18 protein-coding genes are annotated in these 25,032 nt (G+C 60.8%); 9 read left to right on the forward strand and 9 right to left on the reverse strand.

Features of this window, described 5'->3' with window-relative positions; translation table 11 throughout:
• Positions 1-8 precede the first annotated feature (8 nt).
• Positions 9-725, forward strand: coding sequence for a DUF502 domain-containing protein (locus WI754_RS15445; protein ID WP_349434355.1), 717 nt, complete (start codon positions 9-11; stop codon positions 723-725).
• Here WI754_RS15445 and recG read toward each other — a convergent pair.
• Positions 712-2,814: an ATP-dependent DNA helicase RecG gene (gene recG / locus WI754_RS15450; RefSeq protein WP_349434356.1), complete on the reverse strand. Its 2,103-nt coding sequence runs from the start codon at positions 2,812-2,814 to the stop codon at positions 712-714. The two genes, WI754_RS15445 and recG, sit on opposite strands and share 14 nt — an antisense overlap.
• A 117-nt stretch (positions 2,815-2,931) precedes the next feature.
• Here recG and WI754_RS15455 point away from each other — a divergent pair, with 117 nt between their 5' ends.
• A complete protein-coding gene (locus WI754_RS15455) occupies positions 2,932-3,249 on the forward strand; it encodes a succinate dehydrogenase assembly factor 2 (protein WP_349434357.1) in 318 nt (105 codons plus the stop codon).
• Positions 3,246-6,755 carry a transcription-repair coupling factor gene (gene mfd / locus WI754_RS15460; RefSeq protein WP_349434358.1) on the forward strand — a complete coding sequence of 1,170 codons (3,510 nt, stop codon included), beginning with the start codon at positions 3,246-3,248 and terminating at the stop codon, positions 6,753-6,755. Before WI754_RS15455 ends, mfd begins: the two co-directional genes overlap by 4 nt.
• A 64-nt stretch (positions 6,756-6,819) precedes the next feature.
• On the opposite strand, the gene WI754_RS15465 is transcribed toward mfd, so the two are convergent.
• Positions 6,820-7,485 (reverse strand): DsbA family oxidoreductase, encoded by a 666-nt coding sequence (locus WI754_RS15465; RefSeq protein WP_349434359.1) that lies wholly within the window; start codon positions 7,483-7,485, stop codon positions 6,820-6,822.
• 102 nt (positions 7,486-7,587) lie between these two features.
• Positions 7,588-9,402 (reverse strand): extracellular solute-binding protein, encoded by a 1,815-nt coding sequence (locus WI754_RS15470; protein WP_349434360.1) that lies wholly within the window; start codon positions 9,400-9,402, stop codon positions 7,588-7,590.
• A 284-nt stretch (positions 9,403-9,686) separates the two neighbouring features.
• Between WI754_RS15470 and WI754_RS15475 the strand changes: the two genes are divergently transcribed.
• On the forward strand, positions 9,687-10,319 hold the full coding sequence (locus WI754_RS15475) for an invasion associated locus B family protein (RefSeq protein WP_113003845.1): 633 nt from the start codon (positions 9,687-9,689) through the stop codon (positions 10,317-10,319).
• An 83-nt stretch (positions 10,320-10,402) separates the two neighbouring features.
• Here the strand turns inward: WI754_RS15475 and hspQ are convergent, their stop codons facing one another.
• On the reverse strand, positions 10,403-10,732 hold the full coding sequence (gene hspQ, locus WI754_RS15480; protein ID WP_349437828.1) for a heat shock protein HspQ: 330 nt from the start codon (positions 10,730-10,732) through the stop codon (positions 10,403-10,405).
• A gap of 187 nt (positions 10,733-10,919) precedes the next feature.
• On the opposite strand from hspQ, the gene WI754_RS15485 reads away from it, so the two are divergent.
• Together WI754_RS15485 and WI754_RS15490 are read left to right on the forward strand one after the other, a co-directional pair.
• A complete protein-coding gene (locus WI754_RS15485) occupies positions 10,920-11,960 on the forward strand; it encodes a hypothetical protein (RefSeq protein WP_349434361.1) in 1,041 nt (346 codons plus the stop codon).
• A 49-nt stretch (positions 11,961-12,009) separates the two neighbouring features.
• Complete coding sequence (locus tag WI754_RS15490) at positions 12,010-13,044, forward strand: TAXI family TRAP transporter solute-binding subunit (RefSeq protein ID WP_349434363.1); 1,035 nt, start codon at positions 12,010-12,012, stop codon at positions 13,042-13,044.
• An 89-nt stretch (positions 13,045-13,133) separates the two neighbouring features.
• Here the strand turns inward: WI754_RS15490 and glnA are convergent, their stop codons facing one another.
• Positions 13,134-14,543: a type I glutamate--ammonia ligase gene (gene glnA / locus WI754_RS15495; RefSeq protein ID WP_349434365.1), complete on the reverse strand. Its 1,410-nt coding sequence runs from the start codon at positions 14,541-14,543 to the stop codon at positions 13,134-13,136.
• Positions 14,544-14,604: 61 nt separating this feature from the next.
• Positions 14,605-14,943, reverse strand: coding sequence for a P-II family nitrogen regulator (locus WI754_RS15500; RefSeq protein ID WP_018324798.1), 339 nt, complete (start codon positions 14,941-14,943; stop codon positions 14,605-14,607).
• A 337-nt stretch (positions 14,944-15,280) separates the two neighbouring features.
• Here WI754_RS15500 and WI754_RS15505 point away from each other — a divergent pair, with 337 nt between their 5' ends.
• Entirely contained in the window at positions 15,281-16,759 is a 1,479-nt protein-coding gene (locus tag WI754_RS15505) for an NAD(P)H-hydrate dehydratase (RefSeq protein ID WP_349434366.1), read from the forward strand.
• Here WI754_RS15505 and WI754_RS15510 read toward each other — a convergent pair whose 3' ends face one another.
• Together WI754_RS15510 and uvrA are read right to left on the reverse strand one after the other, a co-directional pair.
• Complete coding sequence (locus WI754_RS15510) at positions 16,760-17,563, reverse strand: DUF72 domain-containing protein (protein ID WP_349434367.1); 804 nt, start codon at positions 17,561-17,563, stop codon at positions 16,760-16,762.
• A 24-nt stretch (positions 17,564-17,587) separates the two neighbouring features.
• A complete protein-coding gene (uvrA, locus tag WI754_RS15515) occupies positions 17,588-20,509 on the reverse strand; it encodes an excinuclease ABC subunit UvrA (protein ID WP_349434369.1) in 2,922 nt (973 codons plus the stop codon).
• Between the two features lie 267 nt (positions 20,510-20,776).
• Here uvrA and WI754_RS15520 point away from each other — a divergent pair, with 267 nt between their 5' ends.
• Entirely contained in the window at positions 20,777-21,310 is a 534-nt protein-coding gene (locus WI754_RS15520; RefSeq protein WP_349434370.1) for a single-stranded DNA-binding protein, read from the forward strand.
• A 76-nt stretch (positions 21,311-21,386) separates the two neighbouring features.
• On the opposite strand, the gene WI754_RS15525 is transcribed toward WI754_RS15520, so the two are convergent.
• Positions 21,387-22,013 carry a MarC family protein gene (locus WI754_RS15525; RefSeq protein WP_349434371.1) on the reverse strand — a complete coding sequence of 209 codons (627 nt, stop codon included), beginning with the start codon at positions 22,011-22,013 and terminating at the stop codon, positions 21,387-21,389.
• A gap of 233 nt (positions 22,014-22,246) precedes the next feature.
• Here WI754_RS15525 and gyrA point away from each other — a divergent pair, with 233 nt between their 5' ends.
• A complete protein-coding gene (gene gyrA / locus WI754_RS15530) occupies positions 22,247-25,027 on the forward strand; it encodes a DNA gyrase subunit A (RefSeq protein WP_349434373.1) in 2,781 nt (926 codons plus the stop codon).
• The last annotated feature ends 5 nt before the right edge of the window (positions 25,028-25,032 follow it).

Genomic DNA, 25,032 nt, shown 5'->3' on the forward strand with positions numbered 1-25,032 from the left:
GGAGCGGTATGACAGACAAACAGGCACGCGGATTTTTCGCGACGCGGTTGAGGAATTATTTCCTGACCGGGGTGATCATCTGTGCGCCGCTCGCCATTACCGTCTGGATCACATGGTCCTTCATCCTCTGGGCCGACAGCTGGGTGAAGCCCTATCTGCCGTTCGATTACAATCCGGACAATTTCCTGCCCTATCCGGTTCCCGGTTTCGGACTGCTGACGGCCTTGCTGCTGATCACGCTGGTCGGTTTCTTCACTGCCAACCTGATCGGTCGCAGCATCGTCGGCTTCGGCGAGTCGCTTCTGGTGCGGACACCGCTGGTGCGCTCGATCTACAAGGGCTTGAAGCAGATCTTCCAGACGGTCTTGCAGGATCAGTCGAACTCCTTCAAGAAGGCGGGCCTGATCGAATATCCGAGCCCCGGCCTTTGGTCTCTGGTCTTCATCGCGACGGATGCCAAGGGCGAAATCGCCGTCAAGTTCAAGGAGCGCGGTCTCGATATGGTCACCGTGTTCCTGCCGCCGACGCCGGTTCCGACGGCTGGATTCCTCATTTTCGTACCGCGTGAAAAGATCGTGCCCCTCGACATGAGCCCCGAAGATGCCGCCAAGCTGTTGCTTTCCGGAGGTCTGGTGGCGCCTGACTATCTGCCGAAGGCATTGCAGGTGCCGGGGGAGATGGTGCCAGCGGCGACCAAACGCGGCAAGTTCTTTAGCCGGCTCTGAGAAAGCGGATCGCCTCGTCGCGCCGATAGAGATAGAGCAGTGTCCGCAAGGCTGCGCCGCGTTCCGATGTCAGGTCCGGGTCGCGCTCAATGACATAGGCGGCATCCTTGCGGGCGATCTCGAGCAGATCGCCATGCGCCTCGAGGCTGGCAATACGAAAACCAGGCGTGCCGGATTGACGCGTGCCGAGCAATTCGCCTTCGCCCCGTAGTTTCAAATCTTCCTCAGCAATCAGAAAGCCGTCTTCGGTTTCCCGAAGGATCGACAGCCGCGCCCGGCCGTTTTCGCTCAAGGGTCCCTTGTAGAGAAGAATGCAGGTCGAGGCTTCGTCACCACGCCCGACGCGACCGCGCAACTGGTGCAGCTGCGCCAGCCCGAATCGCTCAGCATGCTCGATCACCATGATCGTCGCATCGGGCACATCGACCCCGACCTCGACGACGGTCGTTGCCACTAGAAGCCGGATTTCGCCGTTTTTGAAGGCGAGCATGACTGCGTCCTTGTCTGCGCCGTTCATGCGGCCGTGAACAAGGCCGACCTGGGAACCGAAATGGCTTTTCAATGTCTGAAACCGTTCGTCGACCGACATCAGGTCGGAGGCGTCCGACTCTTCCACCAGCGGGCAGATCCAATAGGCCTTCTTGCCCTCGGTGAGCGCCGTATGCAGCCGTGAGACAATTTCTCCTGTTCGCTCGGTCGACACGGTCACCGTCCGGATCGGCTTGCGGCCAGCCGGCTTCTCCGTGAGCTTGGAAACATCCATGTCGCCGAAGGCAGCGAGAACCAGCGTGCGCGGGATCGGCGTCGCGGTCATGACCAGCATATGCGGCGAAATCCCCTTGGCGGTCAGGCGCAGCCGCTGGTGGACACCGAAACGGTGCTGCTCGTCGACCACCGCGAGCAGCAGGTTTTTGTAAACGACCGTATCCTGGAACAATGCGTGCGTGCCGATGACGATCTGCGTTTCGCCGGAGGCGATGCGCTCCAGAATGGCGTCGCGCTCGCGGCCCTTGGTGCGGCCGGTCAGGACATCGATGGTAACGCCGGCCGGCGCGGCCATTTTCGAGAGCGAGGCGAAATGCTGCCGGGCAAGGATTTCCGTCGGCGCCATCAGCACGGCCTGGCCACCGGCCTCGACGGCCGCCAACATCGACATCAGCGCCACCGCCGTCTTTCCCGAGCCGACGTCGCCCTGCAGAAGACGCAGCATCCGCTCCGTTCCGGCCATGTCCTTCAAAACCTCGCCGATCGCAGTCGCCTGGCTGGCAGTCAGCGAAAAGGGCAGGGCGTCGCGCACCGGCTTGCTGAGTTTCCCGGTTGCATGCACCGGCGTGCCCGCGACCTTGCGCAATCTTTGGCGGACGAGCGACAGGGATAGCTGCCCGGCGAGAAACTCGTCATAGGCAAGCCGGCGGCGGGCGGGCGCTTGCGGGTCGATATCGGTTTCGTCGCGCGGTTCGTGAAGGGCAAGGAAACAGTCGCGGGCTGAGGCAAAGCTTTGCTTCTCCAGGAGAGCGTCATCGATCCACTCTGGAAAATCGGGGATACGGGGCAGGGCCGCTTCGATCGACTTGCGCAGGATACGGGCCGAAAGGCCTGCCGTCAGAGGGTAGATCGGCTCGACCAGCGGCAGGTTTTCCGCTTCCGCCGCCCGCACCATGTAATCTGGATGCACCATCGAGGGGCGGCCGTTGAACCAGTCCATCTTGCCGCTGACGGTTACGGTCTCGTCGACCGGCAGCGCCTTCTCCAGCCAGTTTCCCTTGACCCGGAAGAAGGTCAGAGCCAGTTCCCCGGTCTCGTCGTGCAGGAAGACGCGGTAGGGCTGGTTGGTTCTGGGGGGCGGCGGCTGGTGCCGGTCGACCCGGCCGGTGATCGTGACGATGGCGCCCTGCGGCGCCCGCGCGATACCCGGCTGATGTCGCCGGTCGATGAGCGAATGCGGCGCATGAAAGACGATGTCGATCACCCGGCAGTCATCGATGCTTTCGCGTCCCAGCAGCCGCGCATAAAGCTCGCCCGCTTTCGGGCCGATGCCGGGAAGCGAATTCAGGGGGGCGAACAGGGGGTCGAGAAGGGCCGGGCGCATGCGGGCCAGACTGAAACGAGGATTAGGTCTTTGGCAAGGCTGACAATCGTCTTTTCAGCGTTTATAGAGCCACTGCAACGCGCGCTCCCAACGACGCGGCGGCAGGAAGGACTTTCGATGACGGGCATCACACGCACGAGCGCCGATCTTGATCCGCGCCGCAGACGCATTCTTTTTCGTGCCTGGCATCGCGGCATCAGGGAAATGGACCTGGTGTTCGGGCAGTTCGCCGACAATGAACTCGCTGGTCTTGCGGACACGGACCTCGACGAACTCGAAACCATCATGGCCGAAGAGGACAACGATCTGGTCAAGTGGATCATCGGCGAAAGGCCGGTGCCGCAGCACTACCGAACCCCGTTGTTTGAACGCATTGCTTCCTACCGTCCGGATTTCGACAAGCTCCTTGCCGACCGGAATAAAGACGATCGATGATTGCCGGATTTGACCCCAATAGAGTTGCACGCGCGACCCGCGAATTGACCATCGGCCCGGTGCCCGCCGGCGTCGAGCCGCTGATCCTTGCCGACCTCGCGCGCGCCAATGGCCCCGTCGCCTACATTCTGTCAGATGGCCAGCGGATTGCCGACGTCGAGCAGATGCTCGGCTTTGCCGCACCGGACATTCCTGTGCTGACATTGCCCGGATGGGACTGCCTGCCCTATGACCGCGTCTCGCCCAGCGCCGATACCTCAGCCCGGCGCCTTGCGACGCTGAGCGGCCTGATCGCGCATGCAAAGAAGCCGCATCCGGCCATCGTGCTCGTCACCGTCAATGCGGCACTTCAGAAGATGGCGCCGCAGGAGGTCATCGAAAGCCTTGCCTTTTCGGCCCGTCCGGGCAACACCATTCGAATGGACGATGTCGCCGCGCGGCTTGGATGCAATGGCTTCGAGCGCGTTGCCACCGTTCGCGAAGTCGGCGAATATGCGGTGCGCGGCGGCATCCTCGATGTCTTCGTTCCCGGCAGCGCCGAACCGGTGCGCCTCGATTTTTTCGGCGACACGCTCGAATCGATCCGTTCTTTCGATCCCGCAAGCCAGCGCACCACCGGCCAGGCCCGCTCGCTCGATCTCAACCCGATGAGCGAAGTGTCGCTGACGCCCGAGACGATCAGCCATTTTCGAACCCAGTACCTGTCGATGTTCGGCGCGGCGACGCGGGATGATGCGCTCTATCAAGCGGTTTCCGAGGGCAGGCGCTATGCCGGCATGGAGCATTGGCTGCCTCTGTTCTACGACCGGCTCGATTCTGTATTCGATTATCTCGCCGGTTTCCGCATCGTCACTGACCATGTCGCGCGCGAAGCGGCGGCTGAGCGCTCCAAGCTGGTGCAGGACTATTACGAGGCGCGCCAGTCTTCTGCCACGCCGGGCAAGACCCAGATATCGCAGGGAACGCCCTACAAGCCTGTGCCTCCGGAACTGCTCTATCACAGCGCGGAAGCCTTCAACGCCGCGCTGGTCTCGTGCAACGCTGTGCGCCTTTCTCCGTTCAGCGAGCATGAGGGCGAAGCACGGCAGGTCATGACCGTCGATGCGCGGCTCGGCGTGCGCTGGGCAAAGAACGCGGCGGAAGGGACGAGTGATGCTGAGCGGGTCAACGTCTTCGATCAGGCGGTGAAATACATTTCCGACCGCCGCGCCAAGGGCGCCAAGGTCCTCATTTCGGCCTGGTCGGAAGGATCGCTCGATCGCCTGCTGCAGGTACTGGCCGAGCACGGGCTTGCAAACATCAAACCCGTCAAGGCGCTTTCGGAATTGAACGCGCTGAAAGCGGGGGAGGCGGCCTCCGGCGTTCTCAGCCTCGAGAGCGGGTTCGAGACCGGCGATCTCGTCATCATCGGCGAGCAGGATATTCTCGGCGACCGCATGGTGCGCCGCTCGAAGCGCCGCAAGCGCGGCGCGGATTTCATTGCTGAGGTCGCCGGTCTCGACGAAGGCAGCATCGTTGTCCACGCCGAGCACGGTATCGGCCGTTTCGTCGGCCTGCGGACGATCGAGGCGGCAGGCGCGCCACATGCCTGTCTGGAACTGGTCTACGCGGACGAGGCAAAGCTGTTCCTGCCGGTGGAGAACATCGACCTTCTGTCGCGCTACGGCTCGGAAGGCAGCGACGCGGTACTCGACAAGCTCGGCGGGGTCGCCTGGCAGGCGCGCAAGGCGAAGCTGAAGAAACGTCTGCTCGATATGGCCGGCGGCCTCATCCGCATCGCCGCCGAGCGGCTGACGCGGCATGCGCCGGTGCTCGCCACGCCGGACGGGCTGTACGACGAATTTGCAGCTCGCTTTCCCTATGACGAGACGGAAGACCAGCTGAATTCGATCGAGGCCGTGCGCGAGGATCTTGGAGCCGGCCGACCCATGGACCGGCTCGTCTGCGGCGACGTCGGTTTCGGTAAGACGGAAGTGGCTTTGCGCGCCGCCTTCGTTGCCGCGATGAACGGCGTTCAGGTGGCGGTGGTCGTGCCAACGACGTTGCTTGCCCGCCAGCACTTCAAGTCCTTCGTGGAGCGTTTCCGGGGCCTGCCCGTGCGCATCGCCCAGGCATCGCGCCTCGTCGGCTCTAAGGAACTGGCACTGACCAAGAAGGAAGTGGCCGAGGGCAAGACCGATATCGTCGTCGGCACCCACGCGCTGTTGGGCGCCTCGATCAACTTTGCCAATCTCGGCCTGCTGATCATCGACGAGGAACAGCATTTCGGCGTCAAGCACAAGGAGCGGCTGAAGGAGCTGAAATCCGATGTGCACGTGCTGACGCTGTCGGCAACGCCGATCCCGCGCACACTGCAGCTTGCCTTGACCGGCGTACGCGAGCTGTCGCTGATCACCACGCCGCCGGTCGACCGCATGGCGGTCCGCACCTTTATCTCGCCCTTCGATGCGCTGGTCATCCGCGAAACGCTGATGCGCGAGCATTATCGCGGCGGCCAGAGCTTTTACGTCTGCCCGCGTCTCACCGACCTCTCGGAAATCCATGATTTTCTGAAGTCAGACGTGCCGGAGCTGAAAGTCGCCATCGCCCATGGCCAGATGCCGGCGACGGAGCTCGAGGACATCATGAACGCCTTCTACGAGGGGCGTTACGATGTGCTGCTTTCGACCACGATCGTCGAATCCGGTCTCGACGTGCCGACGGCCAACACGCTGATCGTGCATCGCGCCGACATGTTCGGCCTGGCGCAGCTCTATCAGTTGAGAGGCCGCGTCGGCCGCTCCAAGGTGCGCGCTTTTGCCCTGTTTACGCTGCCCGTCAATCGGACGCTGACGGGCACGGCCGAGCGGCGCCTCAAGGTGTTGCAGTCGCTCGATACGCTGGGTGCCGGCTTCCAGTTGGCAAGCCACGACCTCGACATTCGCGGCGCCGGCAACCTGCTCGGTGACGAGCAGTCCGGCCATATCAAGGAGGTCGGCTTCGAACTCTATCAGCAGATGCTGGAGGAAGCTGTCGCCGAGCTGAAGGGTGACGAGGAGATCGCCGACACGGGCTGGTCGCCACAGATCTCGGTCGGAACGCCGGTGATGATCCCGGACGATTATGTGCCGGACCTGCATCTGCGTCTCGGTCTCTACCGTCGCCTTGGCGAAATCACCGAGCTTTCGGAGATCGACGCCTTCGGCGCGGAGCTGATCGACCGCTTCGGGCCGCTGCCGCTCGAGGTCCAGCACCTTCTGAAAATCGTCTACATCAAGTCGCTCTGCCGCACGGCCAACGTCGAAAAACTCGATGCGGGGCCGAAGGGCGTCGTCGTGCAGTTCCGAAACCGCGAGTTCCCCAATCCGGGCGCACTCGTCGGCTATATCGCCAAGCAGGGCATCATGGCGAAGATCCGCCCGGACCACAGCATCTTCTTCCAGCGTGATTTCCCGACGCCGGAAAAACGGCTGGCGGGTGCCGCCGTTGTCATGACGCAGCTTGCGGGTCTGGCAAAGGGCACCTGAGCACCAAACGGAAAAGCCGCGCAAGGTTTCGCGCGGCTCTCAAACGTGCTGAAACGTCTCTCGATCAGTTCATCTGAGACGCGTTCTTCATTTTTGCGATGTCCCGCAGCGCATCGGTCAGGACATCGACGGACTGGGCGCCCATCACCGCATATTTGCCGTCGATGATGAAGCAGGGCACGCCGGTAACGCCCATGCCGCGCGCCATCTCGATTTCCTCGCTCACGGCATCCCTGTCGGCATTCGATGCGAGCAGGGTAGCGATGACGTTGCGGTCGAGGCCGGCCTCGGCGGCGATGTCGAGCAGCACGGCATGGTCGCCGACATTGCGGCCCTGTTCGAAATTTGCCTTGAACAGCAGCGAAGTGACTTTGCTCTGCATCTCGGAGCCCTCCGTCAGCGCCCAGCGGATCAGCCGGTGTGCATCGAGCGTGTTCGGGCTGATTTTCACCGCGTCGAACTTAAACGCGATGCCGTCCTGCTCACCAAGCCCGGTCAGCATCTGATGCGCCCGATCGACGGCCGCCTGGCCGCCGAGCTTGGCAGCGAGATGCGCCTTGTGATCGACGCCTTCGGGCGGCAGGTCGGGATTGAGCTGATAGGGACGCCAGTTCACCGTGACACGAATGTCGTCGGCCACATTGGCGATCGCCTGATCGAGCCGCGCCTTGCCGAGATAGCACCAGGGGCAGACGACGTCCGAGACAACGTCGATATTTACGAGATCCATGGTGCCAGTTCCTTTGTATTGAAGCGGTTGTGACCCGCGACATAGGCGCGGCCGTTTCCGGTTTCAATGCGTTACCAAAAGTATACCGGCCTCAAATCCGCATCACTGCACAGTTTCATCCCACCAGGCCGGCAGTTGATAGCCATAGAGCGGCACGACGCTCGGGCGGCCGATATGCTTTTGGCGCGCGACCCATTGCGCGCCTATATGATACAGCGGCACGAGATAGAAGCTGGATACCAGCAGGCGGTCGTGTGCCCGTACGGCTGCGGTGAAGTCCTCCACGGTCACGGCCCGGAGTATATTGCTGATGAGCGCATCGACATCCTTATCTGCGACGCCGGCGAAATTCGAACTACCCTGCTGGTCGCGCGACTGTGCTCCCCAGTAGGAAACCTGCTCGATACCCGGCGACAGCGACGAGGGAAAGGATTTGACGATCACGTCGTAATCGAACGATTGGCTGCGCTGCTGATACTGCGAATCGTCGACGGTGCGCACCGACGCGGTAATGCCGAGGGCTGCGAGGAACCGCTGGTAGGCAAGCGCCAGTTTTTCTTGTCCCTCGTTCTGGGTCATGATCTCGAACGAGAGCGGCTCGCCCTTCTCGTTGAGCATCTTGCCGTCCTTGATACCGTAGCCGGCTTCACGCAGCAGCGTCACGGCTTCGCGCAGCACGTTGCGGTCGCGACCGGATGCATCGGTCACAGGCAGGCGGTAGGTGCCGTCGAGAACGGACGGATTGATCCGATTGCGGATGTCGCCCAGAAGCCCGAGTTCGCGATCATCGGCCGCGACACCGAGATAGGACAGGGTTGAATTCTGCCAAAAGCTCTGCGTGCGGGTATAGGCATTGTCAAACAGGTTCTTGTTGACCCATTCGAAATCGAAGACGAGGGCCAGCCCCTGGCGCAGCTTCATATTCTCGAACATCGGCCGGCGGGTGTTGAAGACAAAGCCGAGCATGCCGGACGGCGTCTTTGGCGTGAACGTATCCTTGATCACATTGCCCGACTGAACCGCCGGGAAATTGTAGCTTCGCGCCCATTTTGTCGGACTGCCTTCCGGATAGATATCGACTTCGCCCTTCTTGAAGGCCTCGAACAGCGAATTGTCCTGGAGAAAATACTCGACGGAAATTTCGTCGTAGTTGTCGACGCCGACCTTACTGGGCAGATCCTTTGCCCAGTAGTCGGGATTGCGCTTGTAGACGATCCGCTCGCCAGGCTTGACCTCCGCCACGCGGTAGGGTCCCGAGCCGAGCGGGAATTTGAGCGAAGTCTGATCGAATGTCGCCACATCCGTCGCATGCTTCGGCAGGATCGGCGTCATGGCGATCAGTAACGGAAACTCGCGGTCGGCCTGATCGTTGAAGGTGAAGCGAACGCTGCGGTCGCCGACTTTTTCCATCTTCTCGACCTTCGCCAGCCGGGTGCTGAAGGGCACGCGGCCCTTGTCGCGAAACAGCTCGAAGGTGAAAATGACGTCCTCGGGCGTGACCGGCTGCCCATCCGCCCATTTGGCCTTGGGGTTCAGGTTGAACTGGATGAAGCTGCGGTCGTCGTCCCATTCGACGGATTCGGCCAGCAGGCCGTAAAGCGAGAAGGCTTCGTCACGGGAGCGCTGCATCAGCGAATCATAGACGAGGTTGCCGTATTCCGGGTCGAGCATGCCGCGTGCGGTGGTGCGCATACTTTTCAGGATGAAGGGATTAAGATTGTCGAACGTGCCGACGACGCCGTAGGCCACACGGCCACCCTTCTTCACGTCCGGTTTGACATAGGGAAAACTCTTGAAGTCGGCGGGCAGGGCGGGCTGCCCGTGCATGGCGATGCCATGGACCGGTTCGGCCCTTGCCGCGACGCCTGTGCCGAGCGCGGCAAGCAGCGAAATCAATCCTAAGAACAATGCGCGCAAGCCCGCCTCCTGCTGTCGTATACTGTGTGAATCACGGCAAACTAGCACGTTGACTGGCATTTCCAACCGGCAGATACTGCAAAAATCCCGGTGCAGGCCAATAGACGATCGCAAAAAAATCAAGGAAAGACTGGATATCCGCGCCCGCTCACTGTAACAGGTGTTCCCGGAGACGAGGGTCATGCAATTGCCTTATTTGCCCAACAGGAGAGCGGGCGGCTGACCATAGATGACCAGCGGCGCGAGACCGCTCAGACACCGGAATTCAGGAGACGGATATCGTTATGATCTTCAAGTCGAACTTCACCAAAAAGGCCGCACTTTCGGCGTTCGCCGGCGCTGTCGCCGTTGCCGCGATGCCTGCCGCGTCGTTTGCGCAGGAACAGGCCGCCGGCCGTCCGCCACAGGGCTGGTTCAAGGTGTGCACCAAGCAGGAAGACAATGATGTCTGCATCGTGCAGAACCTCTTGTCGGCCAGCAATGGACAGTTGATCACCGCCGTCGGCCTTATCAGCGTTCGCGGCAAGGTAGAACGCAAGGTGATGCAGGTTTCGGTTCCCTCCGCGCGCCTCATCCCGCCGGGCATCCAGATGCAGATCGATGGCGGCAAGGGCGTCAAGCTCGACTACGCAATCTGCATGCCGGACAAGTGCATCGCAGAAGTACCGCTCAGCGATGGTGTGCTCGCGAACCTGAAGAAGGGCGGCGAAGTGGTGTTCACCTCGGTCAACTTCCAGCGTGCGCCGAACCCGATCAAAATTTCGCTCAATGGCTTCACCGGCGTGTTCGACGGCGAGCCGATCGAGCAGTCGAAGCTCCAGGAGCGCCAGCGCCTGCTGCAGGAAGAAATGCAGAAGAAGGCAGAGGACGCCCGCAAGAAGCTGGAAGAAGCCCAGAAGGCCGCCAAGCAGAACTGATCGCAACGCGATACTTAAAAAAAGGCCCGGACTTTCGTCCGGGCTTTTTTGTTTCAGGCCTAAGCCAGGGAGGATGGCCGCCGTCAGTGTTGAACGACAGCTTTCGGCTTGTACTGGCCGACACCCTCTTGGTCGAAGAAGGCGTTCACCTGCGAATGGCGCATGGGCCTTCCGCTGTCGTCCGAAACGAGGTTCTGTTCGGAAACATAGGCCACATATTCCGTTTCATCATTCTCTGCGAGCAGATGGTAAAACGGCTGGTCCTTGCTCGGGCGGACTTCAGCGGGAATTGCATTCCACCATTCCTCGGTGTTGGCGTATTCCGGGTCAACGTCGAAGATAACGCCGCGGAACGGAAACACACGGTGGCGAACAACCTGTCCAATCTGAAATTTTGCGTCTCTTTGTTTCATCATGATAGGTTCCTTTCCCGCAATATGTGGTGGTTTTTCAACAAACATCAATAGCTAAGGTCAGGGAGGCCGTTGCCGCGCGGTGCTCGGCGAGAAGGGGCGCCAAACCTGCGGGCTGCTGTTGCTTGCCTCTCCCGGAAATTCGTCGTACCTCACTTGAAGGGGAGTTTTCCGTGGCGGATATGGCATGAGCAATCAATGGGGCAGAAACAACCAGGTGACGCGAAGCAGCGGCTCGTCGGGTATGGCACTGCCGGTCATTCTTTTCGCGGCGCTGATTGCCGTTTGCGCCTATTTCTGGTTCGCCCGCCAGGCCATGCAGACGGAAATTGCCGCCCTGAAGGCGCAGGCAGTTGCCTTGACTGACGACTTGAATCGGGTGACGGTCGAAAAAGACAAGGTTGCGAACGACTTGGCCGAATTCCGCAAGAACTCCGGCAACTGGGCTGGGGAGTTGGAACAGGAATATGCCGACCTGAAGCTCAACGAGGTGCCGAAACTCAACCGGCTGCTCGACAAGCGCGACGCCGATATTTCCACGCTTGAAAAACTGCTGTCGACGGAAAAGGCGGCCGCGAAGTCCGCCGCCGACGATTTCACCGCGACAATCGCGAAAATCAATACCGAGTTGACCGCCGCGAAATCAGATGCCGCCGGGGCCAAAAAGCAGGCCGAAGGTCTTGCCGCCGAGAAGCTGGCGTTGAACAAGCAGATAACCAGCCTGCGCTCGGCCGTGGAACGGGCCATGGCCGACGCAGCCGCTGCGCGCAAGGTGCTGGAGCAAAAGCAGACGGAAGCGCAGGAGACACCTGCCTTCAAATCGGCACTCGAAGCGCGTGATGCCCAGATTGAGACATTGGAGCAAAGCCTCGGCGAGGAGCGCAGAAAAGTGGCGGCGCTGGAAAAGCGACTTGCCGATCAAGCCGCCTCCGCGGCTGTTGCCAAGGATTCGACCGCAAAACCCACTGACACGCCCTTGGCCACCGATTTGCCGAGTACGGCTGAGGCCAAACCTGCAGACGCGTTAACGCCGCGTGACAGCCTGCTGGTCGAGAACGTCATCGGTGCGACCCGCGGCCTTGGCTTTCTGGATGAGGAAAAGACGCAGCGCCTGAAGGACAAGCTCGTCGCCGGCGCCTGCGTGACGGATGCCCTGGAGAGCGTCTTCGACAAGGTGCCGCTTATCCTGATGCGCAATCTTATGCGTGATTTCAAAAGCGATTGCTGAAACGTGCCTCCGCCTGCGCAAAGCAAGCGGTCTCTGGGGGAGAAAAATAATGCTTCGACTGGCCTCTGTTGCTGCCGCGATTGTCGCGGCCTTTTCATTCGGTCCGGCATCGGCGGCCGAGTTTGAAAAGAACATGATGACAGGCGGCCCGCAGGGCACCTATATCCAGATCGGCCGCGATGTCGCAGCACTCGGCAAGAGTTGTGGGCTGACGCTGAACGTCCAGCAATCCGCCGGTTCGCTCGAAAACTTCGTCGGTGTCAGAAACCGCAAGAATACCCAGTTCGGCATCGTGCAGAGCGATGTGCTCGAATATTTGAAGACCTTCGAGGCAAACGATCGGGAGGTCCAGCAGGCAGTACGCGGCGTGCGCATCATGTTCCCGCTCTACAACGAGGAAATCCACGTTCTCGCCCGCACCGATATCAAGGATGTGAAGGACTTGGATGGCAAGAAGGTCGCCGTCGGCGTCAAGGATAGTGGCACTTTTCTCACCTCCTCGCTTGTTCTCGATATTCTGCAGGTGAAGACCGGCGAACGCGTACCGCTCAATCCAGATGCGGCCCTGCCGAAACTGCTGGCCGGCGAGATCGACGCCTTCTTCTATGTGGCGGGTGCTCCCGCGGCGCTGTTCAGGAACAATCCGATCGACGGCGCCAAGTTCCATCTCCTGCCGATCACAGAGGCGCCGCTGCTCGCAACCTACACGGCTTCACGCATCGATGCCGCGACCTATGCCTTCCAGCAGGAACCGGTCGATCTGATCGCCGTCAAGGCTGTGATGATGACCTATGACTACGACATCAAACGCAATGCCTATCAGCGCGAAAGCTGCCAGGCGGTGTCGGAATTCTCAAGCCTCATTCTCAACAATCTCGACAAACTGCGGAAGACCGGGCATCCGAAATGGAAAGATGTCGATCTGACGGCGCTGCCGCCTGGTTGGCAGGTCGGCGTCTGTGTCAAGGCTGGCATGGCGCTCGACTACAAGCCTGCATGCAAGACGCCGGAGGCTGTGGCCGCACAGCCGGATGGAAACGAAGAGTACCTCAACCTGCTGAAGCAGCGCCTGAAACAGAAATAGCGGCCCGAACCCGCACAAACGGAAAGGCCGGTCTCGCGAGAGACCGGCCTTTCTCTGAAGCGGACCGCTTTCGCGGACAAAATCGGTTTTTATGCCGAGTAGTACATGTCGAATTCGACCGGATGCGGGGTCATTTCGAAACGCATGACTTCGATCATCTTCAGTTCGATATAGGCATCGATCTGGTCGTCGTCGAAGACACCGCCGGCGGTCAGGAACTTGCGGTCCTTGTCGAGGTTTTCGAGCGCTTCGCGCAGCGAACCGCAGACGGTCGGGATCTTCTTCAGTTCTTTCGGCGGCAGGTCGTAGAGATCCTTGTCCATGGCCTTGCCGGGGTGGATCTTGTTCTTGATGCCGTCGAGGCCGGCCATCAGCATGGCGGCAAAGCCGAGATAGGGGTTTGCCAGCGGGTCGGGGAAGCGAACTTCGACACGCTTCGACTTCGGACCGGTACCGAATGGGATACGGCACGAGGCAGAGCGGTTGCGGGCGGAGTAGGCCAGCAGAACCGGCGCTTCATAACCCGGCACCAGACGCTTGTAGGAGTTCGTCGTCGGGTTGGTGAAGGCGTTGATCGCCTTGGCATGCTTGATGATGCCGCCGATGTAAAAGAGGCAGGTTTCCGACAGGCCGGCATATTCGTCGCCGGCGAAGGTCGGCTTGCCGTCCTTCCAGATCGACTGGTGCACGTGCATGCCCGAGCCGTTGTCGCCGAAGATCGGCTTCGGCATGAAGGTTGCCGTCTTGCCATAAGCATTGGCGACCTGGTGCACGACGTACTTGTAGATCTGGATCTTGTCGGCGTTGCGCACCAGGGTGTCGAACTTCACGCCGAGTTCGTGCTGGGCAGCGGCCACTTCGTGGTGCTGCTTTTCGACGGTGACGCCCATTTCGGTCAGCACCGTCAGCATTTCGGAGCGCATATCCTGGCAGCTGTCGACCGGCGGAACCGGGAAATAACCGCCCTTGACGCGCGGACGGTGGCCGAGGTTGCCGGTCTCGTAGTCGGTGTCGTCGTTGGACGGCAGTTCGGACGAGTCGAGCTTGAAGCCTGTGTTGTACGGGTCAGCCTTGTACTTCACGTCGTCAAAGACAAAGAACTCCGGCTCGGGGCCGACGAAGACGGTGTCGCCGATGCCGGAAGCCTTGAGGTAGGCTTCGGCCTTCTTGGCAATGCCGCGTGGGTCGCGGTTATAGGCTTCGCCGGAGACCGGATCGAGAATGTCGCAGACGATGACCATCGTTGACTGTGCGAAGAAGGGGTCCATGTGCACGGTTGCCGGATCGGGCATCAGCACCATGTCGGACTCGTTGATGGCCTTCCAGCCGCCGATCGACGAACCGTCGAACATCACGCCATCGGCGAACATGTCCTCATCAACACAGGATACGTCCATCGTTACGTGCTGCAGCTTGCCCTTGGGGTCGGTGAAGCGCAAATCCACGAACTTGACGTCGTTATCCTTGATTTGCTTAAGGATATCATTTGCAGTCGTCATTTTTTGAAAGTCCCTCTCTTGAGATGACGAGGTAGTAGCCCGGACCGAACGGCCAGGCGGATCAGATGGCGTCGATGCCTGTCTCACCGGTGCGGATTCGAATGACCTCTTCGATATTGGAGACGAAAATCTTTCCATCACCAATACGCCCGGTCTGGGCGGCGTTTCGAATGGCCTCGATCACGGCTTCGGCGTTCTCGTCTGCCAGCACGACTTCGACTTTCACCTTCGGGAGAAAATCAACAACGTATTCTGCCCCACGGTAAAGTTCCGTGTGGCCCTTCTGGCGTCCAAAGCCCTTCGCTTCCGTGACGGTGATACCCTGCAGGCCAACCTCCTGAAGGGCTTCCTTCACTTCGTCAAGCTTGAAAGGCTTTATGATCGCTTCGATCTTTTTCATGAGAAAATGTCTCTCCGCTTCTCCCGTTATAGCAGGCTTATGCCCGCTTGCCCTCAATATGCATTTTACATGCCAGATATGGCAAATGCGATGCCGTTTTGGACGAAAACTCCTCCAACAGAGACGATCATAGCTGTTTCTTCAGAATAAACAGCGCCTTTTGCCTATTTTTTATGAATTTTTGTATGTCGCTGGTCATCGCGGGCGCGTTGCTTGTTTGAGGGCCGTATTAAGCGGCATAGATAAGCGCTAAATATGTGCAAATGCATAAAAAATAAACATTTGCTGTTCGTGTTTTAGCCTTGCAGGCGCTTCGCCAGCAGGGCATTTTGAGGCCATGCCAGCTTTTAGAAACGACGCCATCGTTACGCCCGCCGAAATGACCGCGATCGATGCCGATGCGGCTCGCTCGGGGATCAACAGTTTCAGCCTGATGACATCCGCCGGAACGGCCGTTTCGGCGGCGGCCTTGCGGCTTTATCCCGGTGCCTTGCGGTTTGTCGTCCTGTGCGGTCCCGGCAACAATGGCGGGGATGGCTATATCGCCGCCGCCGCCTTGCGCGGCAGCGGCGCGGATGTCGAAGTCCATGCCTTGGGCAATCCGGCGGCCTTGAAAGGCGATGCAGCGCGTGCCTACGCGGGCTGCGGCGTTGCGGTGAAACCGCTTGCGGACTATGGCCCGATTGCCGGAGACGTCGTCATCGACGCTTTGTTCGGAGCGGGTCTTTCACGCGCTGTTCCGCCGGAGGCGGCAAGCGTGATGCGGGCGGTAGAGAGCCAGGATCTTCCGGTCATCGCCGTCGATCTGCCCTCCGGTGTCGACGGCCGCAGCGGACAGGTGCTGGGAGCAAGTTTTCACGCCCGTCACACGGTCACGTTCGTGGCCCGGAAGCCGGGACATCTGCTGACACCGGGGCGGATGCTTTGCGGCACGCTGGAGGTGTTCGACATCGGCATCCCCGAGCGCATCCTGCGTGCTCGTGCAGGCACGCTTTGCGAAAACAGCCCGCATCTCTGGCGGGAGCACGCCTTTGCCCTGGACCCGGCCGCGCATAAATTCAAACGCGGGCACCTTGCGGTTTTTTCGGGCGGCCCGCTTTCGACAGGCGCCGCGCGGCTATCGGCGGTCGCCGGACTGAGGGCGGGGGCCGGATTGGTGACGATCGCCTCGCCCGCCGCGGCCCTGCAAGCCAATGCGTCTCATCTGACGGCGGTGATGTTGAAACAGATCGAGGATGAAGACGACCTCTCGCACTGGCTGGCCGACAAACGCATCAGCGCCTTCGTGCTTGGCCCGGGATTTGGCGATCTGGAGAGGGCGCGGCGGTACGCCCTGATGCTCGCGGGGCGAAAACTGGTGCTCGATGCCGATGGCATCACGGCTTTCAAGGACGACCCCGCGTCGCTCTTCAAGGCCTACGCAAAGGGTGAAACGCGCCTGGTCATGACACCGCATGAGGGCGAGTTCGCCCGGCTGTTTCCGGATATCGAGGCCGATAAAGCCCTTTCCAAGGTAGACCGCGCCATTGCCGCCGCCAAACGCAGTCGTGGCGTCGTCGTCTACAAGGGCGCAGATACGGTGATCGCCGCGCCCGACGGCCGCGCTGCAATCAACACCAATGCGCCGCCGTGGCTGGCGACGGCAGGATCGGGAGATACGCTTGCCGGTATTGTCGGCGCGCATCTGGTGCAGGGCATGCCAGCCTTCGAGGCGGCCGCCGCCGGTGTCTGGCGTCATGGACGAGCCGGCGCCAAAGCAGGCGAGGGGCTGACGGCGGAAGACCTCGCAGCGGCAATCGAACCGCTTTCGGTCTGATCAGTCCACCCGCTTCTGCAGTGCCCGCGCGCCATTCGGCGCATTGACCTTGCCTTCGGTGATGAAGAAGGCAAAGACATCGCGGGGTTTCTTTTCAGGCTTGTGCGAGGGAGCGCCGAACTCCAGCTCGTCAACCACGCCGCCTGAAGCCCAGTTCTTTAGCCGATCGGCCCAGAGATCGAGCCGCTTTTCATCGTAGCAAGTCTCGACATCATCGCTACCGGTTTGCAGGCGCGCATAGACGAAATCCGAAGTGACATCGGCGATCATCGGGTATTCGGCGTGATCGGCGCAGACCACCGCGACATTGTATCTTGCCAGCAGCGCGATGAATTCCGGCGTCCGGAACGAGGGATGGCGCACTTCAACGACGTGCCGCAGCGTCAAGCCATCCTGCTTCTCCGGCAGCAGTGCCAGAAAGGCACCGAAATCATCGGCATCGAATTTCTTGGTCGGCATGAATTGCCACAGGATCGGGCCGAGACGCGGCCCCAACTCCGTCAGCCCCTGGCCAAGAAATCGGCTGATCGATTCACCCGCCTCGCCCAGCACCTTCTTGTTGGTGGCAAAGCGGCTGGCTTTCAGGGAAAAGACAAAATCCTCCGGCACTTCGGCCGCCCATTTGGCAAAGGTTTCCGGCTTCTGCGAGCTGTAATAGGTGCCGTTGACCTCGATGACCTTCAGCTGCCGGCTGGCATATTCCAGCTGCCGCTTCTTCGACAGCGTTTCCGGATAGAACGTCCCCTCCCAAGGATCGAAGGTCCAGCCGCCGATGCCGCAGCGGATCGTGCCTGATTTGGTCATGCTGTCTCCCCCTCGCGTTACCTTTTACTCCGCCGCTTCCGCCTTACGGATCGGGCGTCTTTCCAACAGCTCCTTCAAGAAGGCCCCGGTATGCGACCGCTTTTCCTTGACGATGTCCTCTGGCGTTCCTGCTGCAATGACCTCGCCGCCGCCGTCGCCACCTTCGGGGCCGAAATCGATCACCCAGTCGGCGGTCTTGATGACCTCGAGATTGTGCTCGATGACGACGACCGAATTGCCCTGATTGACGAGTTCATGCAGAACTTCAAGAAGTTTGGCTACATCATGGAAATGCAATCCAGTTGTTGGTTCATCCAGAATATAGAGCGTGCGCCCGGTCGAACGCTTCGACAGCTCCTTGGCAAGCTTGACGCGCTGCGCCTCGCCGCCCGAGAGCGTGTTGGCCTGCTGACCGACCTTGATGTAGCCGAGGCCGACCTGGTTGAGCGTGATCAGCTTGTCGCGCACGGCCGGAACGGCGGCGAAGAACTCGACTCCTTCTTCGACCGTCATGTCGAGCACATCGGCGATCGATTTGCCCTTGAAATGCACATCGAGCGTCTCGCGATTGTAGCGTTTGCCGTGGCAGACATCGCAGGTGACATAGACATCCGGCAGGAAGTGCATCTCGATCTTGATGACGCCGTCGCCCTGGCAGGCCTCGCAGCGGCCACCCTTGACATTGAAGGAGAAACGACCAGGCTGGTAGCCGCGCGCTTTTGCCTCCGGCAGGCCGGCAAACCAGTCGCGAATCGGGGTGAAGGCGCCGGTGTAGGTCGCCGGATTGGAGCGCGGCGTGCGGCCGATCGGCGACTGGTCGATGTCGATCACCTTGTCGATGTGTTCGAAACCGTCGATCCGGTCGTGTTCCGCCGGATTTTCGCGCGCGCCCATGATGCGGCGTGCGGCCGCCTTGTAGAGCGTCTCGATCAGGAAAGTTGACTTGCCGCCGCCCGATACGCCGGTGACCGCGGTGAAGATGCCGAGCGGGATCGAGGCCGTGACGTTCTTCAGATTGTTGGCGCGGGCGCCGACAACCGTGATTTCCTTTTTCTTCTTCAGTTTGCGCCGTTCGGACGGCACGGCGACCGAAAGTTCGCCGGAAAGATATCTTCCGGTCAGCGAGTTCGGATTGGCGATGATGTCGGACGGCGCGCCTTGCGCGACCACCTCGCCGCCATGGATGCCGGCGGCGGGTCCGATATCCACGACATAGTCGGAAGTCAGGATCGCATCCTCGTCGTGCTCGACGACGATCACCGTATTGCCGATGTCGCGCAGATGCCGAAGCGTCTCGAGCAGCCGGGCATTGTCGCGCTGATGCAGGCCGATCGACGGCTCGTCGAGCACGTAGAGCACGCCGGTCAGGCCCGAACCGATCTGCGAGGCCAGCCGGATACGCTGGCTTTCGCCGCCCGACAGCGTCCCAGAATTGCGCGAGAGGCTGAGATATTCCAGGCCCACATCGTTGAGGAAGCGCAGCCGCTCGCGGATTTCTTTCAGGATGCGAACGGCGATCTCGTTCTGCTTGGCATTCATATGGCCCGGCAGTGTCTCGAACCAGTCGCGCGCAACGCGGATCGACATATCGGTCACTTCGCCGATATGCAGCTTGTCGATCTTGACCGCTAACGCTTCCGGTTTCAGGCGGAAACCGTCGCAGGCAGGGCAGGGCGCCGCCGACATGTAGCGCTCGATTTCCTCGCGTGCCCAGGCACTGTCGGTCTCCTTCCAGCGCCGCTCCAGGTTGGGTACGATGCCTTCGAAGGTCTTGGTGGTGTTGTAGGACCGCGCACCGTCCTCGTAATGGAAACTGATCTTTTCGTCGGTGCCCTGCAGGATCGCATGCCTGGCTTCGTCGGACAGATCGCTCCATTTGTTTGACAGCTTGAAGCCAAACGCCTTGCCGAGGGCTTCGAGCGTCTGATTGTAGTAGGGCGACGAGGACTTGGCCCAGGGCGCGATGGCACCGTTCTTCAATGTCCGGTCGGGTTCCGGAACGATCAGCGCCTCATCGATCTTCTGCTGGCTGCCAAGACCGTCGCAGGTCGGGCAGGCACCGAACGGATTGTTGAACGAAAACAGCCGCGGCTCGATCTCCGAAATTGTGAAACCGGACACGGGGCATGCGAATTTTTCGGAGAACAGAACGCGCTCGTGCGTCTCGTTCAGCGACTTGTTGGCAGAGCCCCCCGCGGCCGTCTCTTCCGGCGGCAGCGGCTTGTCGGCGAATTCGGCGATGGCCAGGCCGTCGGCGAGCGTCAGGCAGGTTTCGAGACTGTCGGCCAGACGCGCCGTCAGGTCGGGGCGCACGACGACGCGGTCGACGACGACGTCGATGTCGTGCTTGTACTTCTTGTCGAGCGTCGGCGCCTCGGCGATCTCGTAGAACTGCCCGTCGATCTTGACGCGCTGAAAGCCCTTCTTCATCAGCTCGGCAAGCTCTTTCTTATACTCGCCCTTGCGGCCGCGCACGATCGGAGCCAGGATATAGAGCCGTGTTCCCTCACCGAAATCGATGACACGATCGACCATCTGGCTGACCGTCTGGCTTTCGATCGGCAGGCCGGTGGCTGGAGAATAGGGCACGCCGACGCGGGCAAACAGCAGGCGCATATAGTCGTAGATTTCGGTGACCGTGCCGACCGTCGAGCGCGGATTGCGCGAGGTCGTTTTCTGCTCGATCGAGATCGCCGGTGACAGCCCGTCGATCTGGTCGACATCCGGCTTCTGCATCATCTCGAGGAACTGACGGGCATAGGCCGAGAGACTCTCGACATAGCGGCGCTGGCCTTCCGCATAGATCGTGTCGAAAGCGAGCGACGATTTTCCGGAACCGGACAGGCCGGTCATGACGATCAGCTTGTTGCGCGGCAGGTCAAGGTCAATGCCCTTCAGATTGTGCTCGCGCGCGCCGCGGATGGAAATGGTCTTGAGTTCGCTCATCGTGTCCAGCTTTGTAAGTCCATTGAAAGCTCCTATTTAAGTACGGCATAGCGCATGTCGAGGCGCAATGCGAAAAACAGGCTGGCTTTCCCGAGTCGGTTGACAGGATATTACGAGTTTACTAGAACAAATAAAGAACAAACTTCAAAATCTGTTGTGGATGACGGGATGCAAAGGGGCGTATGGTGAGCTGTCAGCCGCTAAAGTGCGCGCTCTAAATTTTGGTGGCCGGGCAGCGATGCCGGGCGGGATAACAGGAAAAGCAAGATGGCGGGTAGTGTCAACAAGGTGATTTTGATCGGAAACCTCGGGGCCGACCCGGAAATCCGGCGCACGCAGGACGGCCGGCCGATCGCCAACCTGAACATCGCGACGTCGGAAACCTGGCGCGACCGCAATTCCGGCGAGCGCAAGGAAAAGACCGAGTGGCACCGCGTGGTGATCTTCAACGAGGGCCTCTGCAAGGTTGCCGAGCAATATCTGAAGAAGGGCGCCAAGGTTTATATCGAAGGCGCGCTGCAGACCCGCAAATGGCAGGACAAGGACGGCCAGGATCGCTATTCGACGGAAGTGGTGCTGCAGGGCTTCAACTCGACGCTGACGATGCTCGACGGCCGCGACGGCGGTGGCGCTGGTGCCGGCGCCGGTCGTGGCGGCTCGGACTACGGTGGCGGCAATCTCGGCGGAAGCTCCGGCAATTACGGCGACGACTACGATCGTCCGGCGTCTGCGCCTTCGGGCCGCTCCAGCGGGGGCGGCGGAAACTTTTCACGCGACATGGACGACGACATTCCGTTCTGATTCTGCCAATTGCGGCACAACAAAAGAAGGCCCGGGAAACCGGGCCTTCTTGCGTCAGGGGTGAGGCGTGACTGCCTCACGCGAAAGCCGACTTCACGCCATCGACGACGAACTGGACGGCGAGAGCCGCCAGAATGACGCCGAGCAGTCGTGTCAGGATGGCGCGGCCGGTGACGCCGAGAAACCTGTCGATGCGCTCGGCAATGACGAGTGCGGCAAAGAGAAGGGCCAGACAGAAGGCGATAACGAGAATGAGCTGAGCCCTGTCGATGGTGGCGGAGAGGGATCCCGACAAAAGGATCGTCGCCGAGATCGCGCCGGGACCGGCAATCAGGGGCAATGCCAGCGGAAACACTGCGATATTGTGAATGTGGTCGCGGGTGATGGCCGCTTCGCCGGTTTTTTCCTTCCGCTCATTTCTTTTCTCGAAGATCATCTCGAAGGCGATCCAGAAGAGCAACAGGCCGCCGGCGATCCGGAACGCGCCGATCGAAATGCCCAACAGCGAAAGGATGCCGTTGCCGAACAGGGCAAAGGCCGAGAGAATGAAGAAGGCGATCAGCGTGCCGCGGCGCGCCACAAGGAACCGTTGTTGGCGGCTCATGCCCGTGGTCAGGCTGAGGAAGATCGGCGCGAGGCCGGGTGGATCGATGGTGACCAGAATGGTGGTCAGCGCATTGATCAGAAGGTCGAAGTGTGACATCCGATGTCCCCGTCGCGGCCTTGTTTATGATCGCCGTCTCATGGATTGTTAGGCGACCGGATCGACGAAGGAAAGAGCCGTTTCGGACCGTTCCTTCGCTTTTGCCTTGCAAATGCCATCCATAGCGCCGAAGAGCCTAAAAGGCTGTTCAAAACCCGGCCCCGAAATTGGCGCTCGCCAATGCATTCGGCTATAAAAATCTGTCTGATTCTGAACAAAGATCGTGATCGAAATTGACTGAACAAACCACACCCGGCGGCGGCAAGAATCCACCAGGCATCGAGCCTATTTCCATCATGGAGGAAATGCAGCGGTCGTATCTCGATTACGCCATGAGCGTCATCGTCAGCCGCGCTCTTCCCGATGTCCGCGACGGTCTGAAGCCGGTTCACCGCCGCATCCTCTGGGGGATGAGCGAACTCGGCATCGACTGGAACAAGAAATACGTCAAATGCGCCCGCGTCACCGGTGACGTGATGGGTAAATACCACCCGCACGGCAACATGGCGATTTACGACGCCCTGGCGCGCATGGCGCAGCCTTGGTCGTTGCGTCTGCCGCTGATCGACGGTCAGGGCAATTTCGGCTCCATCGACGGCGATCCACCGGCGGCCGAACGCTACACGGAATGCCGGCTGCAGAAGGCAGCGCATGCGCTGCTCGACGACCTCGACAAGGAAACGGTCGATTTCCGCGACAACTATGACGGTACGCTGAACGAACCCTCGGTCGTTCCGGCCAAGTTCCCGAATCTGCTGGTCAATGGCGCAGGCGGCATCGCGGTCGGCATGGCGACGAACATCCCGCCGCACAACCTGATGGAAGTCATCAACGGCTGCATCGCGCTGATCGACGATCCGGCGCTCGAACTGCCGCAATTGATGGAGATCATTCCCGGACCGGACTTCCCGACCGGCGCCTTCATCCTTGGCCGCTCCGGCATCCGCTCGGCCTATGAGACGGGCCGCGGCTCGGTCATCATGCGCGGCCGCGCCACCATCGAACCGATGCGCGGCGATCGCGAACAGATCATCATCACCGAAGTTCCCTATCAGGTGAACAAGGCGACGATGATCGAGAAGATGGCAGAACTGGTCAAGGACAAGCGCATCGAGGGCATTTCCGACCTGCGCGACGAATCCGACCGCCAGGGCTACCGCGTCGTCGTCGAACTCAAGCGCGACGCCAATGCGGAGGTCATCCTCAACCAGCTTTATCGCTACACGCCGCTGCAGACCTCCTTCGGCTGCAACATGGTGGCGCTGAACGGCGGCAAGCCGGAGCAGATGACGCTGCTCGACATGCTGCGCGCCTTCGTGGCCTTCCGCGAGGAAGTCATCAGCCGGCGCACGAAGTACCTGCTGCGCAAGGCGCGTGAGCGCGCGCACGTTCTGGTCGGTCTCGCCATTGCGGTTGCCAATATCGACGAGATCATCAAGCTGATCCGCGAGGCGCCGGATCCGCAGACCGCCCGCGAGCAATTGATGACGCGCCGCTGGCCTGCCTCCGATGTCGAGAGCCTGATCCGGCTGATCGACGATCCGCGCCACCGGATCAATGAGGACCTCACCTACAACCTGTCGGAAGAGCAGGCGAGGGCGATCCTTGAACTTCGTCTCGCCCGCCTGACGGCGCTTGGACGTGACGAAATCGGCGACGAACTCAACAAGATCGGCACCGAGATCAGCGATTATCTGGACATCCTCTCCTCGCGCGTCCGCATCATGACGATCGTGAAGGACGAGCTTATAGCCGTGCGCGACGAATTCGGCACGCCGCGCCGCACCGAGATCGTCGAAGGCGGTCCGGACATGGACGATGAGGATCTGATCGCCCAGGAAGACATGGTCATCACCGTGTCCCACCTCGGCTATATCAAGCGGGTGCCGCTGACGACCTACCGGGCGCAGCGTCGCGGCGGCAAGGGCCGCTCCGGCATGGCGACGCGCGACGAGGATTTCGTGACGAGGCTTTTCGTCGCCAACACGCACACGCCGATCCTGTTCTTCTCCTCGCGTGGCATCGTCTACAAGGAGAAGGTCTGGCGTCTGCCGATCGGAACGCCGCAGTCGCGCGGCAAGGCACTGATCAACATGCTGCCACTCGAAGCCGGCGAACGCATCACCACGATCATGCCGCTGCCTGAGGACGAGAGCACTTGGGAAAACCTCGACGTGATGTTCTCGACCACCCGCGGCACGGTTCGCCGCAACAAGCTGTCGGATTTCGTCCAGGTCAACCGCAACGGCAAGATCGCCATGAAGCTCGAGGAGGAGGGTGATGAAATCCTCTCCGTCGAGACCTGTACCGATCAGGACGACGTCCTTCTAACGACGGCTCTCGGCCAGTGCATCCGGTTCCCAGTCGATGATGTGCGCGTCTTCGCGGGCCGAAACTCGATCGGCGTCCGCGGCATCTCGCTCGGTGAAAACGACAGGATCATCTCGATGACCATCGTCGGCCATGTCGGTGCCGAGCCTTGGGAACGCGCTGCCTACCTGAAGCGCGCCGCGGCAGAACGGCGCGCGGCAACCGGCGAAGACGAGGAAATCGCTCTGGTCGGCGAAGAGGTGACTGAGGAAGGTCAACTTGACGAGGCCCGTTACGAGGAACTGAAGGCGCGCGAACAGTTCGTGCTGACGGTCTCGGTCAAGGGATTCGGCAAGCGGTCGTCCACCTACGATTTCCGCACCTCCGGCCGCGGTGGCAAGGGCATCCGCGCGACGGACACGTCGAAGACGGGCGAAATCGGCGAACTCGTCGCAGCCTTCCCGGTCGAAGACAACGATCAGATCATGTTGGTGTCGGATGGCGGCCAGCTGATCCGCGTGCCTGTCAACGGCATCCGCCTTGCCAGCCGCGCGACCAAGGGTGTGACGATCTTCTCGACAGCCAAGGACGAGAAGGTCGTCTCGGTCGAGCGGATCAGCGAGCCGGAATCCGATGAGGAAGACGAGATTGCGGCCGGGTCGGACGTGCCGGAAGGCGAGCCGCCCGCTGCAACGGAAGAGTAACGGTT

The organism is Pararhizobium sp. A13, assembly GCF_040126305.1.
GTDB lineage: Bacteria > Pseudomonadota > Alphaproteobacteria > Rhizobiales > Rhizobiaceae > Pararhizobium.

What these genes read in the sequence shown, in the direction of transcription:
- WI754_RS15500 (WP_018324798.1), bottom strand. Translation starts at nt 14,943, where the DNA reads ATGAAAAAGATCGAAGCGATCATAAAGCCTTTCAAGCTTGACGAAGTG.
- WI754_RS15505 (WP_349434366.1), top strand. Translation starts at nt 15,281, where the DNA reads ATGCCAGCTTTTAGAAACGACGCCATCGTTACGCCCGCCGAAATGACC.
- WI754_RS15485 (WP_349434361.1), top strand. Translation starts at nt 10,920, where the DNA reads ATGAGCAATCAATGGGGCAGAAACAACCAGGTGACGCGAAGCAGCGGC.
- uvrA (WP_349434369.1), bottom strand. Translation starts at nt 20,509, where the DNA reads ATGAGCGAACTCAAGACCATTTCCATCCGCGGCGCGCGCGAGCACAAT.
- hspQ (WP_349437828.1), bottom strand. Translation starts at nt 10,732, where the DNA reads ATGAAACAAAGAGACGCAAAATTTCAGATTGGACAGGTTGTTCGCCAC.
- WI754_RS15465 (WP_349434359.1), bottom strand. Translation starts at nt 7,485, where the DNA reads ATGGATCTCGTAAATATCGACGTTGTCTCGGACGTCGTCTGCCCCTGG.
- WI754_RS15455 (WP_349434357.1), top strand. Translation starts at nt 2,932, where the DNA reads ATGACGGGCATCACACGCACGAGCGCCGATCTTGATCCGCGCCGCAGA.
- WI754_RS15445 (WP_349434355.1), top strand. Translation starts at nt 9, where the DNA reads ATGACAGACAAACAGGCACGCGGATTTTTCGCGACGCGGTTGAGGAAT.
- recG (WP_349434356.1), bottom strand. Translation starts at nt 2,814, where the DNA reads ATGCGCCCGGCCCTTCTCGACCCCCTGTTCGCCCCCCTGAATTCGCTT.
- WI754_RS15475 (WP_113003845.1), top strand. Translation starts at nt 9,687, where the DNA reads ATGATCTTCAAGTCGAACTTCACCAAAAAGGCCGCACTTTCGGCGTTC.
- mfd (WP_349434358.1), top strand. Translation starts at nt 3,246, where the DNA reads ATGATTGCCGGATTTGACCCCAATAGAGTTGCACGCGCGACCCGCGAA.
- WI754_RS15520 (WP_349434370.1), top strand. Translation starts at nt 20,777, where the DNA reads ATGGCGGGTAGTGTCAACAAGGTGATTTTGATCGGAAACCTCGGGGCC.
- WI754_RS15510 (WP_349434367.1), bottom strand. Translation starts at nt 17,563, where the DNA reads ATGACCAAATCAGGCACGATCCGCTGCGGCATCGGCGGCTGGACCTTC.
- WI754_RS15525 (WP_349434371.1), bottom strand. Translation starts at nt 22,013, where the DNA reads ATGTCACACTTCGACCTTCTGATCAATGCGCTGACCACCATTCTGGTC.
- glnA (WP_349434365.1), bottom strand. Translation starts at nt 14,543, where the DNA reads ATGACGACTGCAAATGATATCCTTAAGCAAATCAAGGATAACGACGTC.
- WI754_RS15490 (WP_349434363.1), top strand. Translation starts at nt 12,010, where the DNA reads ATGCTTCGACTGGCCTCTGTTGCTGCCGCGATTGTCGCGGCCTTTTCA.